General features: G+C 57.5%; 24 protein-coding genes and 1 pseudogene. 15 read left to right on the top strand and 10 right to left on the bottom strand.

Annotation, left to right across the window (positions count from 1 at the left end; all coding sequences use genetic code 11):
* The first annotated feature begins 14 nt into the window (after positions 1-14).
* The 13 genes and pseudogenes from cysG to ROR01S_RS04725 form a co-directional block, all read left to right on the top strand.
* Complete coding sequence (cysG, locus tag ROR01S_RS04785) at positions 15-1,421, top strand: siroheme synthase CysG (RefSeq protein ID WP_155075185.1); 1,407 nt, start codon at positions 15-17, stop codon at positions 1,419-1,421.
* Positions 1,422-1,430: 9 nt separating this feature from the next.
* Positions 1,431-2,339, top strand: a complete 909-nt coding sequence (gene cysD / locus ROR01S_RS04780) for a sulfate adenylyltransferase subunit CysD (RefSeq protein WP_004866959.1) — start codon at positions 1,431-1,433, stop codon at positions 2,337-2,339.
* A gap of 9 nt (positions 2,340-2,348) precedes the next feature.
* Entirely contained in the window at positions 2,349-3,776 is a 1,428-nt protein-coding gene (gene cysN / locus ROR01S_RS04775) for a sulfate adenylyltransferase subunit CysN (protein ID WP_004866956.1), read from the top strand.
* Positions 3,776-4,381: an adenylyl-sulfate kinase gene (gene cysC, locus ROR01S_RS04770; protein WP_064359158.1), complete on the top strand. Its 606-nt coding sequence runs from the start codon at positions 3,776-3,778 to the stop codon at positions 4,379-4,381. The genes cysN and cysC overlap by 1 nt, the downstream gene beginning before the upstream one ends.
* Positions 4,382-4,429: 48 nt before the next feature.
* A complete protein-coding gene (locus ROR01S_RS04765) occupies positions 4,430-4,756 on the top strand; it encodes a DUF3561 family protein (RefSeq protein WP_004866953.1) in 327 nt (108 codons plus the stop codon).
* 140 nt (positions 4,757-4,896) lie between these two features.
* Positions 4,897-5,208: a cell division protein FtsB gene (gene ftsB / locus ROR01S_RS04760; protein ID WP_004866952.1), complete on the top strand. Its 312-nt coding sequence runs from the start codon at positions 4,897-4,899 to the stop codon at positions 5,206-5,208.
* 19 nt (positions 5,209-5,227) lie between these two features.
* Complete coding sequence (gene ispD / locus ROR01S_RS04755) at positions 5,228-5,938, top strand: 2-C-methyl-D-erythritol 4-phosphate cytidylyltransferase (protein ID WP_044347446.1); 711 nt, start codon at positions 5,228-5,230, stop codon at positions 5,936-5,938.
* Positions 5,938-6,417 (top strand): 2-C-methyl-D-erythritol 2,4-cyclodiphosphate synthase, encoded by a 480-nt coding sequence (gene ispF / locus ROR01S_RS04750; RefSeq protein ID WP_004866948.1) that lies wholly within the window; start codon positions 5,938-5,940, stop codon positions 6,415-6,417. The genes ispD and ispF overlap by 1 nt, the downstream gene beginning before the upstream one ends.
* Entirely contained in the window at positions 6,414-7,463 is a 1,050-nt protein-coding gene (gene truD, locus ROR01S_RS04745; RefSeq protein ID WP_004866946.1) for a tRNA pseudouridine(13) synthase TruD, read from the top strand. Before ispF ends, truD begins: the two co-directional genes overlap by 4 nt.
* Positions 7,444-8,205 carry a 5'/3'-nucleotidase SurE gene (gene surE / locus ROR01S_RS04740; protein ID WP_004866944.1) on the top strand — a complete coding sequence of 254 codons (762 nt, stop codon included), beginning with the start codon at positions 7,444-7,446 and terminating at the stop codon, positions 8,203-8,205. Before truD ends, surE begins: the two co-directional genes overlap by 20 nt.
* Positions 8,199-8,825, top strand: a complete 627-nt coding sequence (locus tag ROR01S_RS04735; RefSeq protein WP_004866942.1) for a protein-L-isoaspartate(D-aspartate) O-methyltransferase — start codon at positions 8,199-8,201, stop codon at positions 8,823-8,825. Before surE ends, ROR01S_RS04735 begins: the two co-directional genes overlap by 7 nt.
* Positions 8,826-8,948: 123 nt before the next feature.
* A complete protein-coding gene (gene nlpD / locus ROR01S_RS04730; RefSeq protein ID WP_004866940.1) occupies positions 8,949-10,073 on the top strand; it encodes a murein hydrolase activator NlpD in 1,125 nt (374 codons plus the stop codon).
* A 153-nt stretch (positions 10,074-10,226) separates the two neighbouring features.
* Positions 10,227-10,508 (top strand): annotated as a pseudogene (locus ROR01S_RS04725) (sigma-70 factor domain-containing protein); the annotation flags it as partial.
* 209 nt (positions 10,509-10,717) lie between these two features.
* On the opposite strand, the gene ROR01S_RS04720 reads toward ROR01S_RS04725, so the two are convergent.
* The 6 genes from ROR01S_RS04720 to ROR01S_RS04695 all read right to left on the bottom strand — a co-directional run bounded on the left by ROR01S_RS04720 (position 10,718) and on the right by ROR01S_RS04695 (position 17,906).
* Positions 10,718-11,335, bottom strand: coding sequence for a Fic/DOC family protein (locus ROR01S_RS04720; RefSeq protein WP_064359157.1), 618 nt, complete (start codon positions 11,333-11,335; stop codon positions 10,718-10,720).
* 394 nt (positions 11,336-11,729) lie between these two features.
* Positions 11,730-12,518, bottom strand: coding sequence for a heme ABC transporter ATP-binding protein (locus ROR01S_RS04715; protein WP_004866920.1), 789 nt, complete (start codon positions 12,516-12,518; stop codon positions 11,730-11,732).
* Positions 12,511-13,506: a FecCD family ABC transporter permease gene (locus ROR01S_RS04710; protein WP_004866917.1), complete on the bottom strand. Its 996-nt coding sequence runs from the start codon at positions 13,504-13,506 to the stop codon at positions 12,511-12,513. Before ROR01S_RS04710 ends, ROR01S_RS04715 begins: the two co-directional genes overlap by 8 nt.
* Positions 13,506-14,324, bottom strand: coding sequence for a heme/hemin ABC transporter substrate-binding protein (locus ROR01S_RS04705; protein ID WP_004866916.1), 819 nt, complete (start codon positions 14,322-14,324; stop codon positions 13,506-13,508). Before ROR01S_RS04705 ends, ROR01S_RS04710 begins: the two co-directional genes overlap by 1 nt.
* Positions 14,321-15,352 carry a hemin-degrading factor gene (locus ROR01S_RS04700; RefSeq protein WP_004866914.1) on the bottom strand — a complete coding sequence of 344 codons (1,032 nt, stop codon included), beginning with the start codon at positions 15,350-15,352 and terminating at the stop codon, positions 14,321-14,323. The genes ROR01S_RS04705 and ROR01S_RS04700 overlap by 4 nt, the downstream gene beginning before the upstream one ends.
* Before the next feature lie 184 nt (positions 15,353-15,536).
* Entirely contained in the window at positions 15,537-17,906 is a 2,370-nt protein-coding gene (locus ROR01S_RS04695; protein WP_004866913.1) for a TonB-dependent receptor domain-containing protein, read from the bottom strand.
* Between the two features lie 217 nt (positions 17,907-18,123).
* Between ROR01S_RS04695 and ROR01S_RS04690 the strand changes: the two genes are divergently transcribed.
* Both ROR01S_RS04690 and ROR01S_RS04685 read left to right on the top strand, forming a co-directional pair.
* Positions 18,124-18,417: an Rdx family protein gene (locus tag ROR01S_RS04690; RefSeq protein ID WP_004866911.1), complete on the top strand. Its 294-nt coding sequence runs from the start codon at positions 18,124-18,126 to the stop codon at positions 18,415-18,417.
* Positions 18,418-18,492: 75 nt separating this feature from the next.
* A complete protein-coding gene (locus ROR01S_RS04685) occupies positions 18,493-18,843 on the top strand; it encodes a nitrous oxide-stimulated promoter family protein (RefSeq protein ID WP_004866910.1) in 351 nt (116 codons plus the stop codon).
* Positions 18,844-18,911: 68 nt separating this feature from the next.
* Here the strand turns inward: ROR01S_RS04685 and sitD are convergent, their stop codons facing one another.
* The 4 genes from sitD to ROR01S_RS04665 are packed head-to-tail and all read right to left on the bottom strand — an operon-like array spanning position 18,912 to position 22,343.
* On the bottom strand, positions 18,912-19,769 hold the full coding sequence (gene sitD / locus ROR01S_RS04680; RefSeq protein ID WP_004866908.1) for an iron/manganese ABC transporter permease subunit SitD: 858 nt from the start codon (positions 19,767-19,769) through the stop codon (positions 18,912-18,914).
* On the bottom strand, positions 19,760-20,611 hold the full coding sequence (sitC, locus tag ROR01S_RS04675) for an iron/manganese ABC transporter permease subunit SitC (RefSeq protein WP_004866907.1): 852 nt from the start codon (positions 20,609-20,611) through the stop codon (positions 19,760-19,762). The genes sitD and sitC overlap by 10 nt, the downstream gene beginning before the upstream one ends.
* Positions 20,608-21,429 carry a manganese/iron ABC transporter ATP-binding protein gene (locus ROR01S_RS04670; RefSeq protein WP_004866905.1) on the bottom strand — a complete coding sequence of 274 codons (822 nt, stop codon included), beginning with the start codon at positions 21,427-21,429 and terminating at the stop codon, positions 20,608-20,610. Before ROR01S_RS04670 ends, sitC begins: the two co-directional genes overlap by 4 nt.
* A complete protein-coding gene (locus ROR01S_RS04665; protein ID WP_064359156.1) occupies positions 21,426-22,343 on the bottom strand; it encodes a metal ABC transporter substrate-binding protein in 918 nt (305 codons plus the stop codon). Before ROR01S_RS04665 ends, ROR01S_RS04670 begins: the two co-directional genes overlap by 4 nt.
* Between the last annotated feature and the right edge of the window lie 194 nt (positions 22,344-22,537).

Below are 22,537 nucleotides of genomic sequence, written 5' to 3'. Positions count from 1 at the left end.
GCAACGTGGACTATTTGCCCCTGTTTGCCGAATTGAAAGAAAAACCGGTGCTGGTTATTGGCGGCGGAGACATTGCGGCGCGCAAAATTATGTTCTTGCGCCGGGCAGGAGCCAACGTGCAGGTTGTGGCGGCAGCATTATCTGAAGAGGTCGCCGCGCTGGTTGAACGCCAGGAGATTCAGTGGCGGGCCCATGAGTTTGAAGAGCAACAGCTGGACGATGTCTTTTTAGCGATCGCCGCGACCGACGATGATGCGCTCAATCAGCGGGTTTCCGCTGCCGCCAACGCCCGTTACCGGTTGGTGAACGTTGTCGATAATCAGCCGCTCTGCTCGGTGGTGTTTCCCTCCATCGTGGACCGTTCTCCGCTGCTGATAGCGATATTCTCCGGTGGTTCAGCACCGGTATTGTCCCGGCTGATTCGCGAAAAAATCGAAGCGCTGCTGCCCACTAACCTGGGACGCGTCGCCGAGGCGGCCAGCTACTGGCGGCATCATATCAAAACGCATCTGACGACGACGGCAGCACGGCGGCACTTCTGGGAGCGGGTCTTCAATGGCCGTTTTGCCAGTCTGATGATTGCCGGAAATAAAGCCGCCGCCGATAAGGCGTTGGAAGAAGAACTGCATCAGCCGGAAAAACGGCTGGGTGAAATTATTCTCGTCGGCGCCGGGCCGGGCGATGCCGGGCTGCTGACGCTGCGCGGCCTGCAGGCGGTACAGAAGGCGGACGTGGTGTTTTATGACCATCTGGTGACGCCGGAGATCCGCGAACTGGTGCGCCGCGATGCCGAGATGATCTGCGTGGGTAAGCGCGCGGGCGAACACTCGGTGCCGCAGCATGAAACGAATCAGATGCTGGTCGACGCGGCGCGAGAAGGCAAAACGGTGGTGCGCCTGAAAGGCGGCGATCCGTTTATTTTCGGACGCGGCGGCGAAGAACTACAGGCCGCCGCCGCCGCAGGGATTCCGTTTCAGGTGGTCCCGGGCGTAACGGCTGCTGCCGGGGCGACGGCCTATGCCGGCATTCCGCTGACCCATCGCGATTACGCCCAGAGCGTCACCTTCGTCACCGGTCATTACAAGGCCGACAGCGCCGCGCACGACTGGTCGCTGCTGGCGCAAAGCCGACAGACGCTGGCTATCTACATGGGCACCATGAAAGCGGCGGAAATCAGCGCGCAGCTGATCGCCCACGGTCGGGATAGCAATACGCCGGTGGCGGTGATTTCTCGCGGTACTCGCGCCGATCAGCAAACGATAACGGGCACCTTACAGCAGCTCGAAGCGCTGGCGAAAGATGCCCCGATGCCCGCTCTGCTGGTCGTGGGCGAAGTGGTGCAATTACACCACCAGCTCGCCTGGTTTCAACAAACAACTCAAGCAGATGCGTTTAACGCGTCTGTGGTGAATCTGGCTTAAGGAACGGTTATGGACCAAAAACGACTCACTCACCTGCGGCAACTGGAGGCTGAAAGCATCCACATTATTCGCGAGGTGGCCGCCGAATTCTCTAACCCGGTGATGATGTACTCCATCGGTAAAGATTCCAGCGTCATGCTGCATCTGGCGCGTAAAGCGTTTTATCCGGGAACCCTGCCTTTTCCGCTTCTGCACGTTGATACCGGCTGGAAATTCCGCGAAATGTATGAATTCCGCGACCGTACTGCCAAAGCCTACGGCTGCGAGCTGCTGGTGCACAAAAACCCGGAAGGGGTGGCGATGGGGATTAACCCGTTTGTTCACGGCAGCGCCAAGCACACCGACATCATGAAGACCGAAGGTCTGAAGCAGGCGCTGGACAAATACGGCTTTGATGCCGCCTTCGGCGGCGCCCGTCGCGACGAAGAAAAATCGCGCGCCAAAGAGCGTATCTACTCTTTCCGCGACCGTTTCCACCGCTGGGATCCGAAAAACCAGCGTCCGGAGCTGTGGCACAACTACAACGGCCAGATTAACAAGGGCGAAAGCATCCGTGTCTTCCCGCTCTCCAACTGGACCGAGCTGGATATCTGGCAGTACATCTATCTGGAAAATATCGAAATCGTTCCGCTGTATCTGGCGGCCGAGCGTCCGGTGCTTGAACGCGACGGTATGCTGATGATGATTGATGATGATCGTATCGATCTGCAACCGGGCGAGATGATCAAAAAGCAGATGGTGCGCTTCCGTACTTTAGGCTGCTGGCCGCTGACCGGCGCGGTGGAATCCAACGCGCAAACGCTGCCGGAGATTATTGAAGAGATGCTGGTCTCCACAACCAGCGAGCGTCAGGGTCGTATGATTGACCGCGACCAGGCCGGCTCCATGGAGCTGAAGAAACGTCAGGGGTATTTCTAAGGAGCCGCCATGAACACGACAATTGCCCAACAAATTGCTAATGAAGGCGGCGTAGAAGCTTATCTGCACGCGCAACAGCACAAAAGCCTGCTGCGCTTCCTGACCTGCGGCAGCGTCGATGACGGGAAAAGTACCCTGATTGGCCGCCTGCTGCACGATACCCGACAGATTTACGAAGATCAGCTCTCATCGCTGCATAATGACAGTAAGCGTCACGGCACGCAGGGTGAAAAACTGGATCTGGCGCTGCTGGTGGATGGCCTGCAGGCTGAACGCGAGCAGGGCATCACCATCGATGTCGCCTATCGCTATTTCTCTACCGAGAAACGCAAATTTATTATCGCCGACACCCCGGGGCACGAGCAGTACACCCGCAATATGGCCACCGGCGCTTCCACCTGCGATCTGGCGATTCTGCTGATGGATGCGCGCAAAGGCGTGCTCGATCAGACTCGCCGTCATAGCTTTATCTCGACGCTGCTGGGAATTAAAAACCTGGTGGTGGCGGTGAATAAAATGGATCTGGTGGATTTTAGCGAAGAGACGTTTAATCGCATTCGCGAAGAGTACCTCACCTTTGCCGGGCAGCTGCCGGGTGACGTTGATATTCGCTTTGTTCCGCTTTCTGCCCTTGAAGGGGACAACGTCGCGACCCAGAGCGTCAGCATGCCGTGGTACAGCGGCCCGACGCTGCTGGAAGTGCTGGAAACCGTTGAAATCCGTCGCGTGGTGGAAAATCAACCGCTGCGTTTCCCGGTCCAGTTTGTTAACCGGCCCAACCTCGACTTCCGCGGTTTCTCCGGGACCGTGGCTTCCGGCAGCGTGAAGGTCGGACAGCGCCTGAAGGTACTACCATCGGGCGTTGAATCCAGCGTGGCGCGTATTGTGACGTTTGACGGCGACCTGCAGGAAGCCGGTGCCGGTGAAGCCATCACTATCGTGTTGAAAGATGAGATTGATATCAGCCGCGGCGACCTGTTGGTCGATGCGCAGGTGACGCTGCCCGCGGTGCAAAGCGCCAGCGTGGATGTGGTGTGGATGGCCGAGCAGGCGTTAGCCCCGGGCCAGAGCTATGACATTAAAATTGCCGGCAAGAAAACGCGCGCGCGTGTCGACGGGATTCGTTATCAGGTTGATATCAATAATTTGACCCAGCGCGAAGTCGAGTCGCTGCCGCTGAACGGGATTGGACTTGTCGATTTGACCTTCGACGAGCCGCTGGTGCTGGACAAATATCAGCATAACCCGGTAACCGGCGGGCTGATCTTCATCGACCGGTTGACCAACGTCACGGTAGGTGCCGGCATGGTGCGCGAACCGCTGGAACAGCGCCAGGCATCGACATCCTCCTTCAGCGCGTTTGAACTGGAACTGAATCAGCTGATCCGTAAACACTTCCCGCACTGGGACGCGCGCGACCTGCTGGGAGGCAAGTAATGGCCCTGCATGACGAAAACGTCGTCTGGCACGCCCATCCGGTCACCCGGGAGCAGCGCGAACAACACCACGGCCATCGCGGCGTGGTGCTGTGGTTTACCGGGCTGTCCGGCTCAGGTAAATCTACCGTTGCCGGCGCGCTGGAAGAGGCGCTGCATCAGCTGGGCGTCAGCACCTATCTGCTGGATGGCGATAACGTGCGGCACGGCCTGTGTAGCGATCTCGGTTTTAGCGATAGCGATCGTAAAGAAAATATTCGTCGTGTCGGGGAAGTGGCGAAGCTGATGGTTGATGCCGGGCTGGTGGTGTTGACCGCGTTTATCTCTCCACACCGCGCTGAACGGCAGATGGTGCGCGAGCGTTTAGGCGAAGGGCGCTTTATCGAAGTGTTTGTCGATACGCCGCTGGCTATCTGCGAGGCGCGGGATCCAAAAGGGTTATACAAGAAGGCGCGAGCGGGTGAATTACGCAATTTTACCGGCATAGATTCGGTGTATGAACCACCAGAAAAGGCGGAAATTCATCTGGATGGTGAACAATTGGTAACAAATTTGGTGCACCAACTATTAGACCTCCTCAGACAGAGCGATATTATCAGATCCTGAAACGGCGGCGGCATTGAGGTGCCGGTCGCCCGGTCAACAGGATTCGATATGCGCAATACCCAGAACATCAGTCTCATTCGTCCAGAACCACCCGCGGTGGCCCATGACGAGACCACCTGGTCTTTGTCAGGCGCCGCCGTGGGCTTTATCTCATGGCTGCTGGCGCTGGGTATTCCTTTCCTCATGTATGGCAGTAATACACTTTTTTTCCTCCTCTACACCTGGCCCTTTTTTCTCGCCTTAATGCCGGTTGCCGTGGTCGTCGGGATTGCGCTGCACTCGCTGTTGAACGGTAAGCTCCTGTACAGCGCATGTGCGACCATTTTGACCGTGGGGCTGATGTTTGGTCTGCTGTTCCTCTGGTTGCTGGGATAGTCCTTTCTGCGTATGAATCAAGCCTGGGTATCGGCGACAGAAATGTGTTACAGTCCCCGCGTTACGCGGCGTCGTCCGCGCGTCGGAGTGAAATGCTCGGGCGAGTTATGGGATGATGATGCCGTTTTTCAGGGGGCAGAATGGGTAAATTAACGCTGCTACTATTGGCTTTGCTGGTCTGGCTACAGTACTCGCTGTGGTTCGGTAAAAATGGTCTGCATGACTATAGCCGGGTGAATGACGACGTCACCGCGCAGCAAGCCACTAACAGCAAATTAAAGGCGCGCAACGATCAACTGTTTGCGGAAATCGATGACCTTAACGGCGGTCAGGAAGCGATCGAAGAGCGCGCGCGCAATGAACTAAGCATGACCCGCCCGGGCGAAACATTTTATCGTCTGGTCCCGGATGCGTCTAAGCGCAACCAGGGGTCGACGCAGAACAATCGATAAACAAGCCCAGGATTACGACATGGCAGCCACTTTTCCGGGTGTTTGCGCCGTGGTACCGGCAGCCGGTTTTGGCCGCCGTATGCAAACGGAATGCCCGAAACAATATCTCTCAATCGGTAACAAAACGATTCTCGAACACGCGGTCGCCGCGCTGTTGGCGAACGCGTGCGTGCAGCGCGTGGTGATTGCCGTCAGTCCCGGCGATATCCGCTTTAGCCAGCTGCCGCTGGCCACTCATCCGCAGATTACCGTCGTCGACGGCGGGGCCGAGCGCGCTGACTCCGTCCTGGCTGGTCTGCAGGCGCTGCCTGAAGCCGAATGGGTACTGGTGCACGATGCCGCGCGCCCGTGCCTGCATCAGGATGACCTCCAGCGCCTGTTGGCGCTGCGCGAAACCAGCCGCGTGGGGGGCATTCTCGCTGCGCCGGTTCGCGATACCATGAAACGCGCGGAACCCGGCAAGGTGGCTATTGCGCACACCGTCGATCGGAATGACTTATGGCATGCGCTGACGCCGCAATTTTTCCCTCGTGAATTACTCCTCCAGTGCCTGACGCGCGCGCTCAATGAAAGCGCGACCATCACCGATGAAGCCTCGGCGCTGGAGTACTGTGGCTTCCATCCCGAACTGGTGGCCGGACGAGCTGATAATATTAAAGTGACGCGCCCGGAAGACCTGGCGCTGGCAGAATTTTACCTTACCCGTTCCCGACACCAGGAGAAGGCTTAATGCGAATTGGACACGGTTTTGACGTACACGCTTTTGGTGGTGAAGGCCCAATCATTATTGGCGGGGTGCGCATCCCTTACGAGAAAGGGCTGTTGGCCCATTCCGATGGCGACGTGGCGCTGCATGCGCTGACCGATGCCCTGCTTGGGGCGGCGGCGCTGGGGGATATCGGCAAGCTGTTCCCGGATACCGACCCGGCCTTTAAAGGCGCCGACAGCCGCGAGCTGTTGCGCGAAGCCTGGCGGCGGATTCAGGCCAAAGGTTATACCCTCGGAAACGTCGATGTCACGATCATTGCTCAGGCGCCGAAAATGCTGCCGCATATTCCGCAGATGCGTGTCTTTATCGCCGAAGACCTCGGCTGCCATATGGATGATGTCAACGTGAAAGCCACCACCACCGAGAAGCTGGGTTTCACCGGCCGCGGTGAAGGCATCGCCTGCGAAGCGGTGGCGCTGCTGCGTAAGGGGCAGCAATGATTGCCTTCAATGAACTCACCTGGCTGCACGGTAAACCGCAGGGGCAGGGGATACTGAAAGCCAACCCGGAAGATTTCGTGGTGGTCGAAGATCTCGGCTTTGCGCCGGATGGCGAAGGCGAGCATCTGTTGGTACGGATTCTGAAAACGGACTGCAATACGCGGTTTGTGGCGGATGCGCTGGCTAAGTTCCTTAAAATCCATGCGCGGGAAGTGAGTTTTGCCGGGCAGAAAGATAAACATGCCGTGACCGAGCAGTGGCTGTGCGCCCGGCTTCCGGGCAAAGAGATGCCTGACCTGAGCAAGTTTCAGCTGGAAGGTTGCCAGGTGCTGGAATACGCGCGGCATAAACGTAAGCTGCGGCTCGGCGCGCTGAAGGGCAACCAGTTTACCCTGATTCTGCGGGAAATCAGCGATCGCGACGAGGTCGAGCGGCGTCTGCAGGCTGTTGCCGCACAGGGGGTGCCGAACTATTTCGGCGCCCAGCGCTTTGGTATCGGCGGCAGCAATCTGCTGGGCGCGCTGCGCTGGGCGGAGAGCGGCGCACCGCTTCGCGATCGCAATAAACGCAGTTTTTGGCTGTCGGCGGCGCGTAGCGGCTTGTTTAATCAACAGGTCAGTATTAGATTAAAAAAACCGGAATTTAATCAGGTTGTTGATGGCGATGCGCTACAATTAGCGGGGCGCGGGAGCTGGTTTGTCGCTACGCCTGAGGAACGCGCGCAGCTGCAGGAGCGGGTTGATAACCGTGAACTGATGATTACGGCGGCGTTACCGGGAAGCGGCGAGTGGGGCAGCCAACGCGAGGCGCTGGCCGCCGAGCAGGCGGCCGTTGCCGAAGAGACGCAGCTCCAGGCTCTGCTGGTGCGTGAAAAAGTAGAAGCGGCACGCCGGGCGATGCTGCTCTATCCGCAGCAGATGAGCTGGAACTGGTGGGATGACGTAACCGTTGAACTGCGTTTCTGGCTGCCAGCGGGCAGCTTCGCCACCAGCGTGGTAAGGGAACTTATCAATACAACGGGTGACTATGCGAATATTGCTGAGTAACGATGACGGGATTCATGCGCCGGGTATTCAGACCCTGGCGAAGGCCTTACGGGAGTTTGCTGAGGTCCAGGTAGTTGCACCCGATCGTAACCGCAGCGGCGCATCGAACTCCCTGACTCTCGAGTCTTCGTTACGCACTTTCACTTTCGATAACGGCGATATCGCCGTCCAGATGGGGACACCAACGGACTGTGTCTATCTCGGCGTCAACGCCCTGATGCGCCCGCGTCCGGATATCGTGGTTTCCGGCATTAACGCCGGCCCCAATCTCGGCGATGACGTCATCTACTCCGGCACTGTCGCCGCCGCAATGGAAGGCCGTCACCTCGGCTTTCCGGCGCTGGCCGTCTCCCTGAATGGTCATCAGCACTACGACACCGCGGCGGCCATCACCTGCTCTATCCTGCGTGCTTTAAGCCGCGAGCCGCTGCGTACCGGTCGCATCCTCAATATCAATGTGCCCGATCTGCCACTTGAGCAGATTAAAGGCATCCGCGTCACTCGCTGCGGCAGCCGACATCCCGCCGATCAGGTCATTCCGCAAAAAGATCCGCGCGGCAATACGCTGTACTGGATTGGCCCGCCGGGAGAGAAGCACGATGCCGGGCCGGATACCGATTTTGCGGCCGTTGACGAAGGCTATGTCTCCGTGACGCCGCTGCACGTTGATTTAACCGCCCACCAGGCTCACGGGATGGTGGCCGACTGGCTGGATCGCGTCGGAGTGGCAACACAATGGTAAGCAAACGTGTAGAAAGCCTGCTGAATCAGCTGCGTACTCAGGGCATTGTTGACGAGCGCGTGCTGGAGGCGATAACCCTGGTACCGCGTGAAAAATTCGTTGATGAAGCCTTCGAACACAAGGCGTGGGAGAACACGGCACTACCTATCGGCCAGGGGCAAACCATCTCGCAACCCTACATGGTGGCGCGGATGACGGAGCTTCTGACGCTGACGCCGGAATCGCGGGTGCTGGAGATTGGCACCGGTTCAGGCTACCAGACGGCGATCCTGGCGCATCTCGTTCATCATGTGTGTTCGGTCGAACGGATTAAGAGTTTACAGTGGCAGGCGCGTCGTCGCCTGAAACAACTTGATTTACATAATGTTTCAACCCGTCACGGCGATGGATGGCAGGGTTGGAAGGCACGCGCTCCCTTTGATGCGATTATCGTCACCGCCGCACCGCCGGAAGTGCCGCCAGCGCTGCTGGCGCAGCTGGATGAGGGAGGCGTGCTGGTATTACCGGTGGGCGAGGAGCATCAGTTCCTGAAACGGATCCGTCGTCGCGGTAATGAGTTTGTGATGGATACCGTCGAAGCCGTACGCTTTGTTCCTCTGGTGCAAGGGGAGCTGGCGTGAGACCCGGATTTATCCAGGTTTTTTTTGCCTGACTTTAGGCGTAGGGTGGACACATTTTAGTGTCCTGGCCGGGCGTTGTCCGGTAAGCAAGATATTGGCAGTTAACATATTCCTGGGGGATAAATGAGCGCGGGAAGCCCAAAATTTACCTTAAGCCGTATTGCGGCGTTATCACTGGTTTCACTCTGGCTGGCAGGTTGTACGAATACCAATAATCCGCCTGCGCCGGTTAGCTCGGCGGGTGGAGCCTCATCCTCGGGAACGAATTCCGGGATGCTGATCACTCCGCCGTCGACAACAGGATCCGCCATTGTTCCGCATACCCCTCAGGTACAGCCGGTTCAGACGCCTGCGACGCAGGTTCAGCCGATGGCTCAGCAGCCGGTGCAGACCGTGAACGGCAAGATAGTCTATAACCGTAAATATGGCGATATTCCGAAAGGCAGCTATACGGGTGGCAGCACCTATACCGTGAAACGCGGCGATACGCTGTTCTATATCGCATGGGTAACAGGTAACGATTTCCGTGACCTCGCGCAACGCAACAACATCCCTGCACCATACGGTCTGAACGTCGGTCAGACGCTGCAGGTTGGCAACTCTGCTGGCCAGCCAATCACCGGTGATAACGCCGTTGCTGCGGCAAGCGTACGGGCAAGCGGAGGTGCGACGGCGGCCTCAAATACTGCACAAAAATCGACCGCGGTGGTTGCGTCACAACCAACTATTACGTATTCTGAATCCTCAGGTGAACAGAATGCTAATAAGATGTTGCCGAACAATAAGCCAGCGACGACGACTACCGTCGCGCCAGTGACGGCTCCCGCTGTTAGCACAAACCAACCGACTGCAAGCAGTACGTCAACCAGTTCGCCTATCTCCACATGGCGCTGGCCGACTGATGGCAAGGTTATCGAGAACTTTAGTGGCGCAGAAGGCGGCAATAAAGGTATTGATATTGCAGGCAGTAAGGGACAGGCTATTGTCGCGACCGCTGACGGACGCGTCGTCTATGCCGGTAACGCGCTGCGCGGTTACGGTAATCTTATTATCATCAAACACAACGATGATTACCTGAGTGCCTACGCTCATAACGATACAATGCTGGTCCGGGAGCAACAGGAAGTTAAAGCGGGGCAGAAAATCGCTACCATGGGTAGCACCGGCACCAGCTCTACAAGATTGCATTTTGAAATTCGTTACAAGGGGAAATCCGTCAACCCGCTGCAGTATTTACCGCAGCGATAATTTGGCGAAGTACGGATAAGCGTCACATCAGTTAGCAGACGCCAGGCCGGTCGCAACAGCCCCTTCACCGGGGCAAAAAGTCTCCGTCCGGCGTCGTTAAATGATGTATAGCGAAGGTGCTTTGCTCAGGGATCACGGGTAGGAGCCATCTTTATGAGTCAGAATACGCTGAAAGTTCATGATTTAAATGAAGACGCGGAATTTGATGAGAACGGAGTCGAGGTTTTCGATGAGAAAGCCTTAGTAGAAGAGGAACCCAGTGATAGCGATCTGGCCGAGGAAGATCTTCTGTCGCAAGGCGCAACGCAACGTGTGCTTGATGCGACGCAACTCTACCTGGGTGAGATTGGTTATTCCCCACTGCTGACGGCCGAAGAAGAAGTCTATTTCGCCCGTCGCGCATTGCGTGGTGATGTGGCTTCACGCCGCCGGATGAACGATGTCTTTCAGCCCAGATTCTGCTTTTCAGGAGTAATTATGAGCAACAACAAAAAAACTCAGGCAAGCTACGTTAAGCCATCTCGTGCTGATATCGTTCGCTCAGTAGCAACATCTACGGCTGTTGAAACAGGGCAGTCCTCCGCGAAGATCGAAGCTTCACTTGAAGCCACGCGCAAAAAATTCGCTCATTTGCGTCTTGCGGTTTAACCCCTTCTTAATGCTTCACTGACCCAGTGTTTCATCGGCTCGTAGTCCATTGATACACCTGCATGGATAGCCGAGATATACTGGGTTTTGTTTTGCTCCCAGCTTTGATAATCCAGCGGTTTGTACCCTCCCTGAACGGCCATCACGTCGGCCAGCAGTCGCGACAGGCGCCCATTTCCCTCTCTGAATGGATGGATAAGTATTAGCTCGACATGGGTGATGGCGATAGCGGTGATGAGTTGTTCTTCGTCCATGCCGCTACACGGCGTGTATTGAGCCAGATATTTGGTGTCGAATTCGCTCAGCAGTTTTGGCAACTGCGCTGAAGGGGCAAACATAAAGCCGCCTTTGCTGATGTTAACCGCTCTTTCTTGCCCAGCCCACTCGTAGATGTTACCTAACCAGCGGCGATGCCAGTTTTTTAGCATGGCTACGCTGAGCAGTCCTTCCGGGAACTGTTCTTCAAAAACGGACTGATAGAGTTGTTCTAACAGGACAAGTTCAGCCTCATCCATCTCATCAGAAGCAGCGATACCCAGTTTATTAGCCAAAACCTGCTCGCCAGAGTCTTTCTCATACTGACCTTCACTGCTGGATACATGGTATCGGCTCATGGAGATACCCTGTGTTATTAGAGGGATGGAAAAACAGAGGGATTATAACGCTGGATGAGTACAGTAAACAATATTCGTAAAATCAGATGGTTACAAAAGTGTAGGTTAAAATATAGTTTTTATTCTATGGTGGAAAATAACCTTTAATAATCAGCTTTGACACACCAATGCATCATCGGGGGATGGGCGTCGAGATTATCGATTGTACTCATAGGATATTATCCAGGTCCCTGATTCTTAATGAATTGAGATCTTTTTGTTTTCGTTGTTATCACATTGAGGGGACATCATAACGGAGATACGTATTTCAGGGAAAGTGACGATATGAGGTGCCGTGATGCGCATTCCATCTGAAGCGCGGACGAGCACCAACGGGCGTACTCGTCCGGCCTTATTATGGCGCAAGGTAAACCTGGGGAATGGCGATGTCTGGATGCTCACCCATTCTCACTTCCGCTCCGTACCAGCGGCTGATAACCGACTGGCAAATGACCTCCTGCGGCGTTCCCTCGGCCACCAGCTTTCCCTGATGGAGAAGCAGAATGCGGTCTGCCCATAGCGCGGCGAGATTGAGGTCGTGCAGCACGACGCAGACGTGCAGCTGGCCGCTGCGGGTCAGCCGTTTTAGCAGACGCAGCAGATGCTGTTGATAGTAAAGATCCAGCGCCGAGGTCGGTTCGTCGAGAAACAGCCAGCCCCGTGGAGCGTCGTTATGCCACAGCTGAGCAAGGCAGCGAGCCAGCTGCACCCGCTGCTGTTCGCCGCCGGAGAGCGAAGGATAGCGCCTGCCCGCGAGGTGGTCGCAGCCGGTTTCCACCATCACCTGCTGAATCATCTGCCGGTCCGGATTTTTACCCCATGGAGAGCGTCCCATGGCGATGACCGTTTCCACCGGCCAGTCGGCATGGAGCTGCGTACGTTGCAACATCACCGCCCGGCGGCGGGAGAGCGCTTCCGACGACCAGTGTTCCAGCGCACGTCCTTCCACATGACGTTCGCCGCTGTTCGGGGATAAGAAACCGGTTAACAGCCGCAGCAGCGTTGATTTACCGGCGCCGTTTGGGCCAATCAGCGCGGTCATCTCTCCGCCGCATAGCCGGACCGACACATCGTCAATGACCCGGCGTTTGCCCAGCAACAGAGAGAGCGACGTCGCGTGCCAGGTGCGATCGCGATTATCCATATGTCGTCCTCTGTTGGCGGAAAATTAACCACAAAAACCACGGCGCGCCGAGCATGCTGGTCAGCAGACCCACCGGCATTTCGGCCGGTGCGGCGACGGTGCGGGCAAGGGTATCGGCCAGCAGCAGTAAGATCGCCCCGGCCAGCAGCGATCCTGGCACCAGCGCGCGGTGGTCCGGCCCCAGCCACATTCGTATCAGGTGCGGCACCACGAGACCAATAAAACCAATCACTCCGCTGATCGCCACCGAAGAGGCCACCAGCAGCGCGCTGCACAGTAACAGCAGACGCTGCACGGCCCGGACGTTAATCCCCAGGTAGTGGGCTTCTTCATCGCCAAGCTGTAGCAGGTTGAGGCGGGAAGCCATTAGCCAGATGACCAGCGAAGCAGGGAAGATTAAGGTGGCCGCGACCAGCAGCGTGGACCACTCTGCCTGGCCGAGACTGCCCATTCCCCACAGCGACAGCTGGCGCAGCTGGGTATCATTACTTATCCAGGCCAGCACCCCCACCAGCGCGCCGCACAGCGCGTTGATGGCGATCCCGACCAGCAGCAGACGCGAGAGCGAACCCTCACTCGCCTGGCTGAGGATAAAAATGACCACCATGACGGCGATACTCCCGATGAACGCCGCCAGCATCGGGGCATACAGCGCCACCAGCGCCGGAACGGACAGCGGCAGAACCAGCCAGCAGGCCACCGCCAGCGCTGCACCGCTGCTGACCCCCAGCAGGCCGGGATCGGCTAACGGATTGCGAAACAGCCCTTGCATGACGCAGCCGGAGAGCGCCAGCGCGGCGCCGACCAGCAGCGCCAGCAGGACGCGCGGCAGACGAATGGTGAGCCAGATATGGCGCAACACCTCATCCCCCGGCGGCCACAGACTGGCGAGCGGCAGAGGCATCGCGCCGAGGGTCGTCGCGAACAGCGTCAGGCTCACCAGCAGCAGCGTCATTAACCACAGATGGCGAGAGAGAGTGGGGCGCATCAGGGGAGCTGCTCCGCTTTTTTTCTCAGCGCGCTAATCGCCTGCGGCGTCCGCGGTCCAAAGCCGAGCAGGGCCATATCGTCAATCACCAGCAGCTGTTTATGGCGACCGGCCGGCGTTTGCGCCAGCCCCGGCAGCTTCCATAAGCCGGCTTCACCGCCCATGCCTTTAAGCCCGTCGGCGGAGATCACTACCAGGTCCGGCAGGCTGGCGATCACGCCTTCCTGAGACATACTGCGATAATGGTCAAATCCCTGCATCGCGTTCTGCAGCCCGGCGGCCTGAATAGCACCATCCGCAGCGGTCTTTTGCCCGGCGACCATCGTATTCATTCCGCCGTGGCTGAGAATAAACAGCACCCTTTTGCCGAGCGGCTGCGTGGGGATCTGCGCGATCTGTGCGGCGACGGCGTGGCGCAGGGCGTCACCTTCAGTCTGCTTACCCAGCGCGTCGGCCACCGCGACGATTTTTTTATCAATCGCCGACAGATCGTTACCGCCCGGGATATTAACCACTTTTACCCGACTGTCCTCTACCTTTTGCAGGACCAGCGAAGGCTGGGCCTGTGCGCTTGCCAGGACGATCGTCGGGCGTAACGACAGGATCCCCTCGGCGTTCAGCTGGCGTATATAGCCGACGTCCGGCAGCGATCGCGCGGCGGCAGGCCAGGTGCTGGTACTGTCTTTAGCGACCAGCTGCTGCTGTGCTCCCAGGGCATAGACGATCTCTGTGACATCGCCGCCCAGAGAGATGATGCGTTCTGCGGCGGCATGCGCAAACAGTGGAAGAGCGGCAATGAACATCAGCCAGCGTTTCATGCGCTCTGTCCTTCCGTCGTCAGACGGTCAACCTGGCTACGCCATGTCGCTTGCTCCGGGTGCCCTTCGCTACGCTGGCCGTACAGCTGGGCGATTTGCGTACCGTCATGGGCAAACAGCTCTACGCTGGTGACATGGCCATCCGAGGTCGGCTTACGCGTTACCCAGATTTCATCAATACTGTCTTCGCGCAGGTGCAGGGTGAAGGTGGTATTGAAGATGTTGAGCCAGCCGCGCATCGGGGCCAGCTTTTCCAGGGCGCCGGTGAAGATTTGTACGCAGCCGCGGTTGCCAACGAAAATCATGATCTCATTGCCCTCTTCGCGAATGGTTTCCAGCAGGTGCGGCAGGGCATCGTGGTCAATGCGGCAGGCCAGATCATCGCTGACCAGGCGGAAAGCCTGCTGGCGGGAGAGGTTATATTTTCGCAATAGCCCGAAGAACTGATGGACATCGGTCATGGCGCGCCATTCATTTTCCAGCGCCGCACCGTCGGCGGAGGCGGCGTAGCGGGGGGTATCGACGGGGCGGATTGCCAGCGGCGCCGGGTCGGCCTGGGTCTGCCCGACAATCAGCGCTTCCCACGCCGTCATATCGGTTTGCGCTGTCGCATAGACTTTCAACAGCGCGTCACCGTGATGGTCGAAGAACTGAATGCTCTGGCGGCCGTTATCACTCAGGTGGAAGGCGCTGGCCCACTGACTGAGGAACAGGCGCAGATCGAGTGCGCGCGGGTTCAGCACCAGCCCGGCATGGCCGCTCAGGTGCTGGTGGGTAAACTGACCCACCTGCTCATGCACCGCATATTCATTCCGGCAGATGCATTTGGTCTCGCCGACGCCTTCCAGTCCGGCGATGATTGCCCGTATATCGTCCTGCAGGCGAACGGCGTCGTGGCCAACGCGAGCGGCGGTTAATTCCGCCTCACTAATGCCCATTTCAGCGGCGATATCGCGGGCATATTTAGCGGAAGCCTGCGTTTTGGCGGCCTGATAGCGCTGCCACAGTGCGTTTGCGTTGTGTTGCATGATTCATCTCCTTCTCTACGATGAATATCCCCGGCCGAGGCCGGGGAGCAGGTTTATCCCCGCTGTCTTTCAGCATGATGCGAACGGGATGGTGCAGAGCCGGTCTGAGTCTGCGTATCGCGACCCACGCCGCTGCTGCCCGTCGATATGTTGAAATCCATGGGGTTTATTATTCTCCGGGCTATCAGAAATCGACGTTGACGCCCAGTTGCCAGGTCCGGCCCGGCATCGTCGCCAGCGCTTTATCGTAGGCATCCTGATTCGTGGACGTCTCAATATTGCGGCTGCTCAGGTAATCCCAGTATTGCCGATCGGTAATGTTGTAAACGCCGCCGTTAAGACGCACGTTTTTCGCGACCTGCCACCAGGCCGTCAGGTCCAGCATGCCGTAGCCAGGCACGCGCATGTATTCGCTGGAGGAGTCGGTAATGGCAGAGCCCGTGTTGGTATAGCTTTCGCGGTTGGTGGCGCTGGCCTGCTTACCTTTCACGAAAGTGGCGGTCAACGCGGTCCCGTAGCGTTTCGCCGGATCGTCCCAGGCAACGCCTACGATCGCTTTCATCGGCGCCACGCTGTCGAGGTCGATGTACTTGTCGCCGAGATAGCTGGATTTCGATTTCCCTTCACTATAGCCGTAGGCCAGCGTCGCGCTCAGGCCGTTAACCTCTTCAAACCAGGTGCCAAAGTTGAATTTGGCGCTGATTTCGCCGCCGTAGATATAGGCTTTATCGCGGTTTTCCGCCTGATAAATCGTATAGATATTCGACGGGACGTTGGTGAAGTGGTCGGGGTTACCGGAACGGGTGTAGCGGCTATAGGCGATGAAGTTCTTGTAGTTGTTATAGAACAGGGCGGTGCGCATCGTGATCCCTTCGACCACTTCGCCTTTTAAGCCCCATTCGAAGTTGTCGCTGGTTTCCGTGTTCAGATCGGTGTTACCAATCAGCGCATACTGCGCTCGTCCGGCGTAGCTGGATCCGAGGTTCCAGGAGCCGTAAAGCTGGCTGGCGTTAGGGAACTCGGCGCCGCGTTTATACTGCAGGTAGGTCATGGTACGCGGAGTGATATCGTACTGGAACGTCAGGGACGGCAGCACCTGAGTATCGGAATTTTTACCGTACAGGCTGGCGACGGAGGACTCCGTCAGCACGCTGCTGTTGGTGGTCAGATCGCCGAGATTCTCCGGTTTGGTGGATTGATGCACCACGCGCACGCCCGGGATCACCGCAAAGTTGTGGCTGTCGAGATCGAAGTTGATCTTATCCTGAACGAAGCCGCCAAGAGTGTAGCCCCGGCTGTCGGCTTCCGGCTGCATGATTTCGCTGTAGATGCTCGGGACCGGCGACTGGCTGAACGGGCGCTGGGTTTTGGTGGTGCTGGCGTTGAGCCCGGCGCTCAGGTCGTGGCGGCCAATGGATTTCGCCAGCGCGGTCTGAATACCCCAGGTGTCGGTATCGTAGTTGGAGTTGACCGTTTCCATCGATCTGGTGGTGCTATCCGGCATCCACGTCCAGTCATGGGCCTCGGTGTGCTGGTAGTAGACTTTGGTCGACATACTGTCGAGATAGTCATTCATTGGCGTCCAGTCGTCTTTCAGGCTGATGCCCCAGCGACGAGTCTGGCTGGTCTGATTGGCATCGCCAATAATACTGTTGCCGCTGCTATCCCAGCTGTCAAAGTGGGTGTGGTTGGTTTTATGGTAGTAGTCGAGCGTGCTGGTCAGCTTGTGTTCATCATTGGGCTGCCAGATGCCGGAGGCCATAAACGCATCGGAGTGCCAGTTGGCCGGATAGGCGTCAATCTTATCGCTGTTATTTGCCGTTTCCTGGCCGTCGCGGCGACTGTAAACGAAAATGCCGCGTAGGGTTTCATCTCCGCCGGCCACCGTCACGCCGTTATGCCAGCTGCGGTCGGCAGAGTCGTAGCCGCTCCGGTAGCCGAAGGCGCTGGTTTTTCCCGGGCGCAGATAGTCATCGGCAGATTTCGGCTGGAAGGAGACGTTGCCGCCGATAGAGGTGTTGGCGGTTTCAGTCGAGGTGGCGCCGGACTGAATATCGATGCTGCCATACATATACGGGTCGATGTAATCGCGACCGATGCCAAACGTATTCAGGCCGGCACGGCCGACGTAGCCGCGTCCGGTCGCATCCGGCTGCGCGATGCCGTCGACATCAATCCCGACGCGGTTGCTTTCCAGCCCGCGAATGTTATAACCGGTATAGCCGCCGCGGTCGAAGCCGCTTTTGCCATTACCCGAGCCGCCGCTGGCGCCGGTCGCGCTGATTAACGGTTCGTAACGCATGACGGAACCAAAATCTTTGGCCCCTTTGTCCTGGAGCTCCTGCGCGCTGACCGAATGTTCGCTACCGGCTTTGAGCAGGGGAGCGGGTGCGGTAACGGTCATCTGCTCGGAGCTATCCGATGATGTGTCGCTGGTGGTGGTGTGTGCGGTGGTATCAGCTGCCCCGGCGGTCGTCTGATAGATTGCTGCAAGCAACGAAGTCACCAGCAGGCTTTTCTTAAACCAGGCCGGTGATTGAGTGGATTTATACATAGTAGCCACGCCTTGATAATTATTAGTATCGGCTCACGCGTTACTTCCAGATTTGCAGGTGAGTCCCGTTGCTTCCGTTAGCGGACTCTGTTTCTCCATGATTATTGATTGCGAATGGTAATGATAGGTATTATCGTTTGCAACAAAATAATCATGTCTTCCTCATTTAATCTGCAATTTGTTTACAATCAGTCCTTTTAGATACAGCGAGAAAATCATGAGTCACAAAGCCGCGATTACGATCAACTACTGCTCTCAATGCAACTGGATGCTGCGCGCCAGCTGGATGGCTCAGGAGCTGCTGCATACGTTCAGTACCGATATCGGCTCGGTCACGCTGGTTCCGGGCACCGGCGGTATCTTCACCATTACCGTTGACGACGTACAAATCTGGGACCGCAAGCAGGATGAGGGTTTCCCGGATGCGGCTGAACTCAAGCGTCGGGTACGGGATGTCTGCTTCCCGGAGAAGTCGCTGGGTCACCTCGATAAGTCCGCCGATCCGGCGTAAGCGATAGGGGAAAACGGCTGCGCCAGAGGCTATAAAGGTGTATTATTTTTGCATCTTTATTGATGGAGAAACGCAATGGCGGGTCAACGCATCGACCGGGAAAAAAAGACTATCCGCAGCATGATTTCGCTCTATCAGCGCCGCTGCCCGGACGCGCAGGCCGACGTGGAACATTACCAGGCGCTAAACGCCTATGCCGATAAGCGGCTGGATAAATGCGTGTTTGGCGAAGAGAAGCCGGCCTGTAAGCAGTGCCCGGTTCACTGCTACCAGCCGGCAAAACGCGAAGAAATGAAGCAAATCATGCGCTGGGCGGGGCCGCGAATGCTCTGGCGCCACCCGATTCTGACGATTCGTCACCTGATTGATGACCGGCGTCCCGTGCCAGCGCTTCCGGAAAAATACCGGCCTAAAAAGTCGCGGTGATTTCCCCGGCTAGCGCTGCGCTCAGGCGGGCTTCAACGCGTGCGGTCTGTCGTCGCCCGGGTAAGGCGTCAGCGGCGCTCCGGAGCCTCTGCGGACATCGCCTGAGTTTGATTGTCGCGAACCGACGTCCAGACAAAGGTGATAATAAACAGCGCGGTAAACAACACCACGATGGTCGGCGCCGGTGCGCTATCAAGGTAAAACGAGAGCCACACGCCGCCCAACGAACAGCTCAGCGCAATCCCCACCGCCAGCAGCAGCGCGCTGATAAAACGCCGGGTCAGCAGCAGAGCAATGGCTCCGGGGGCAATCAGCAGCGAGATTGACAAAATAATCCCCACCGCTTTGAGCGTCGCCACGATAGTCAGGGCAATCATGCACAGCAATCCGTAGTGCAGCAGGCCGCAGCGTAATCCGCTGGCTTTAGCCTGATGCGGATCGAAGGCATGAAGCAGAAAGTCGCGCCACTTTAGTCCGATAATCAGCGCAATTACTAGTGCAATCGCCGACGTTTGCCCAATATCGCTGGCGGAAATCCCCAGCATGTCGCCAAACAGAATATGGTCGAGATGGACTTCGGACTGAATGGCGACATACAGCACCAGCCCGGCGCCAAACATCCCGGAAAAGACAATGCCCATAATGGTATCGCGCTTGATGCGACTGTTATCGTCGAGATAGCCGGTCGCGATGGCGCAGAATAGCCCGGCAACAAAGGCGCCAATGGCAAACGGGATCCCGGCGATATAGGCCACCACCACGCCGGGAAAGACCGCATGGCTCATGGCATCCCCCATCAACGCCCAGCCTTTCAGCACCAGAAAAACCGACAGCAGCGCACAGGGAATGGCGACGATGGTGGCCACCAGCATGGCGTTGACCATAAACGAAAACTGGAACGGTTCGAGGAGCGTGGTCAGCAGCATGAGCCCTCCCTGGCGCGACGGCGGTTGGCCAGCAGGCCGTGTTTAGGGGCAAAGACAAAGGTCAGCAGGAAGAGCAAAGTCTGAGCCACGACGATAATGCCACCGGTTGCGCCATCCAGATAGTAGCTCAGCCAGGCGCCGAAAAAACTGGTCAGGCTGCCAATAGCGACGGCAATCGCCAGCAGCCGTGGAAAGCGGTCGGTCAGCAGCCAGGCGGTCGCTCCCGGAGTGACCACCAGGCAAATGACCAGAAAGGCGCCCACGGTTTGCAATGCCGCCACGGTACAGGCGGCCAGCAGGGTGAAGAACAGCAGCTTGAGCCCGGTGGTGTTCAGGCCAATGGAACGGGCGTGGCTCTCATCGAAAAAGGTGACCATCAGGTCTTTCCATTTCAGCAGCAGAATTGCCATTGAAATCGAGCCGATGGCCGCCAGCTGAATAATATCTTCCGGAGCGATCGCCAGGATATTGCCGAGAATAATGGTCTGGATATTCACCGAAGTTGGGTTGAGTGACACCATAAACAGCCCGATACCGAAGAACGACGAAAAAATCAGACCGATAATGGCATCTTCTTTGAGCTTCGAACGCTGGTTGAGAAACAGCATGCTGCCCGCCGCCAGTCCTCCGGAGAGAAAAGCGCCGACGGCGAAGGGCAGGCCGAGCATATACGCTCCCGCCACGCCCGGTACGATGGAGTGGGAGAGGGCATCGCCAATCAGCGACCAGCCTTTCAGCATCAGGTAGCAGGAGAGAAAGGCGCACACGCCGCCCACCAGCGCCGATACCCACATCGCATTCAGCATATACTGATAGCCGAACGGCTCGATTAGCCAGCTCATCCTTCACCTCCCGCCGTCCGGCGGCTGATAAACGGCCGTTCATCGTCGGTGATAATCTGCTCTTCTCCGCCGCTGAGCACCACGTGGCGCAGCGCGCCGCTGAAAGCGAGTTCGAGATTGGCGGCGGTAAAGGTCGTTTCCGTCGGTCCGCTGGCCAGCACGGTACCTTTGACCATCACCGTGTAATCGCAAAACTCGCTGACCGAACCGAGATTGTGGGTCGAAACCAGCAGAGTACAGCCGTCGTCACGCAGTTCGCGCAGCAGGGTGATGATCTGGGTTTCGGTCTGGACGTCAACGCCGGTAAACGGCTCATCCAGCAGAATGACCTTGCCCTGCTGGGCGATAGCGCGGGCAAGGAACACCCGTTTTTTCTGCCCGCCGGACAGCTCGCCGATTTGCCGGTGGCGATAGTCGCTCATCCCGACGCGGGCCAGCGCCGCATCAACCACTTCCCGATCATGGGCTTTGGCCCGTCGCAGCCAGCCCATATGCCCGTAGCGGCCCATCATGACGACATCTTCCACCAGCACCGGGAAGGTCCAGTCAACGTCCTCTGATTGCGGGACATAGGCCACCAGGTTCTGGCGCAGCGCGCGATGAACCGGCTGGCCAAGTATGGCAATCTCGCCATGGGACAGACGAACAAAGCCCATCAGCGCTTTAAACAGCGTCGATTTTCCCGAACCGTTGATGCCCACCAGCGCGGCAATTGAGCCGCGCGGTACGCTGAAGGTGGCATCGCGCAGCGCGGTGTGGCCGTTGCGATAGGTTACGCTGACCCGGTTGACCGCGAGGCCAGGCATATCGGCGTTCATGGCTGCTTCCTCATCCCATCGTTGATGCCCTGGACGATGGTTTGCGTCGTGACGCGCAGCAGATCCAGGTAGGTGGGAACCGGGCCATCGGCGGTGCTCAGGGAGTCAACATAAAGTACGCCGCCATAGTGGGCGCCGGCTTCCCGCGCTACCTGGCGCGCCGGTTTATCTGAAATGGTGCTTTCGCTAAAGATGGTCGGGATATGCTCTTTTTTCATGATATCGATGGTTTTACGCACCTGCTGCGGCGTGCCCTGCTGGTCGGCATTGATTGGCCACAGGTAGCGCTCTTTCAGCCCGTTGTCGCGGGCCAGATAGGAGAACGCGCCTTCGCTGGTGACCAGCCAACGCTTCTCTGCCGGCAGTTTCGCCAGCTCCGCCTTCAGCGGCGCCATATTCTGGCGGATTTTCTCTTTATAGAGGGCGGCATTCTGACGATAGGTCTGCGCATTCGCAGGGTCGTATTTGATCAGCGCATCACGGATGTTATCGACGTAGATCAGCGCATTATCCGCCGACATCCACGCATGGGGATTGGGCTTACCGTTATAGGGACCTTCGCTGATCCCCATTGGCTGAATGCCCTCGCTGACGACCACTTCCGGGACCCCTTTCAGGTGCTGATAAAAGCGGGCAAACCACAGTTCGAGATTCAGGCCGTTAGTGAGGATCAGCTGTGCCCCCTGGGCGCGTTTAATATCGCCAGGCGTCGGCTGGTATTCGTGGATCTCGGCGCCGGGTTTGGTAATTGAGCTGACCTGGGCCGCCTCCCCGGCGACGTTTTGCGCCATATCGGCAATCACCGTAAAGGTGGTGATCACTTTGAATTTTTCGCTGGCCTGAGCCGGGGCGATCGCCAGCAGGCCGAGCAGAGCGGTAAAGATCAGGTGCTTCAGAGGCGGCAGGTGCAGCATAGGATCCCTCACATCAATGTGGTTAATTAATCATCTGTTATAGCCATTGCTATGTTATATAGCACAGGCTATTTATAAATGAAAATGATTATTATTTAAATGATGGGGGGGTAAGCCGTGCAAACCGGTCTGTCGCGGGGAAAATGGCCAGGTACTTCGAAGAACGCCGTTTCGTGTGAAACGGCGTTTGAGTC

Source organism: Klebsiella ornithinolytica NBRC 105727 = ATCC 31898 (genome assembly GCF_001598295.1).
Lineage (GTDB): Bacteria > Pseudomonadota > Gammaproteobacteria > Enterobacterales > Enterobacteriaceae > Klebsiella > Klebsiella ornithinolytica.
Note: the sequence above shows the minus strand (reverse complement) of the source record. Positions and strands in the feature narration are given on the sequence as shown.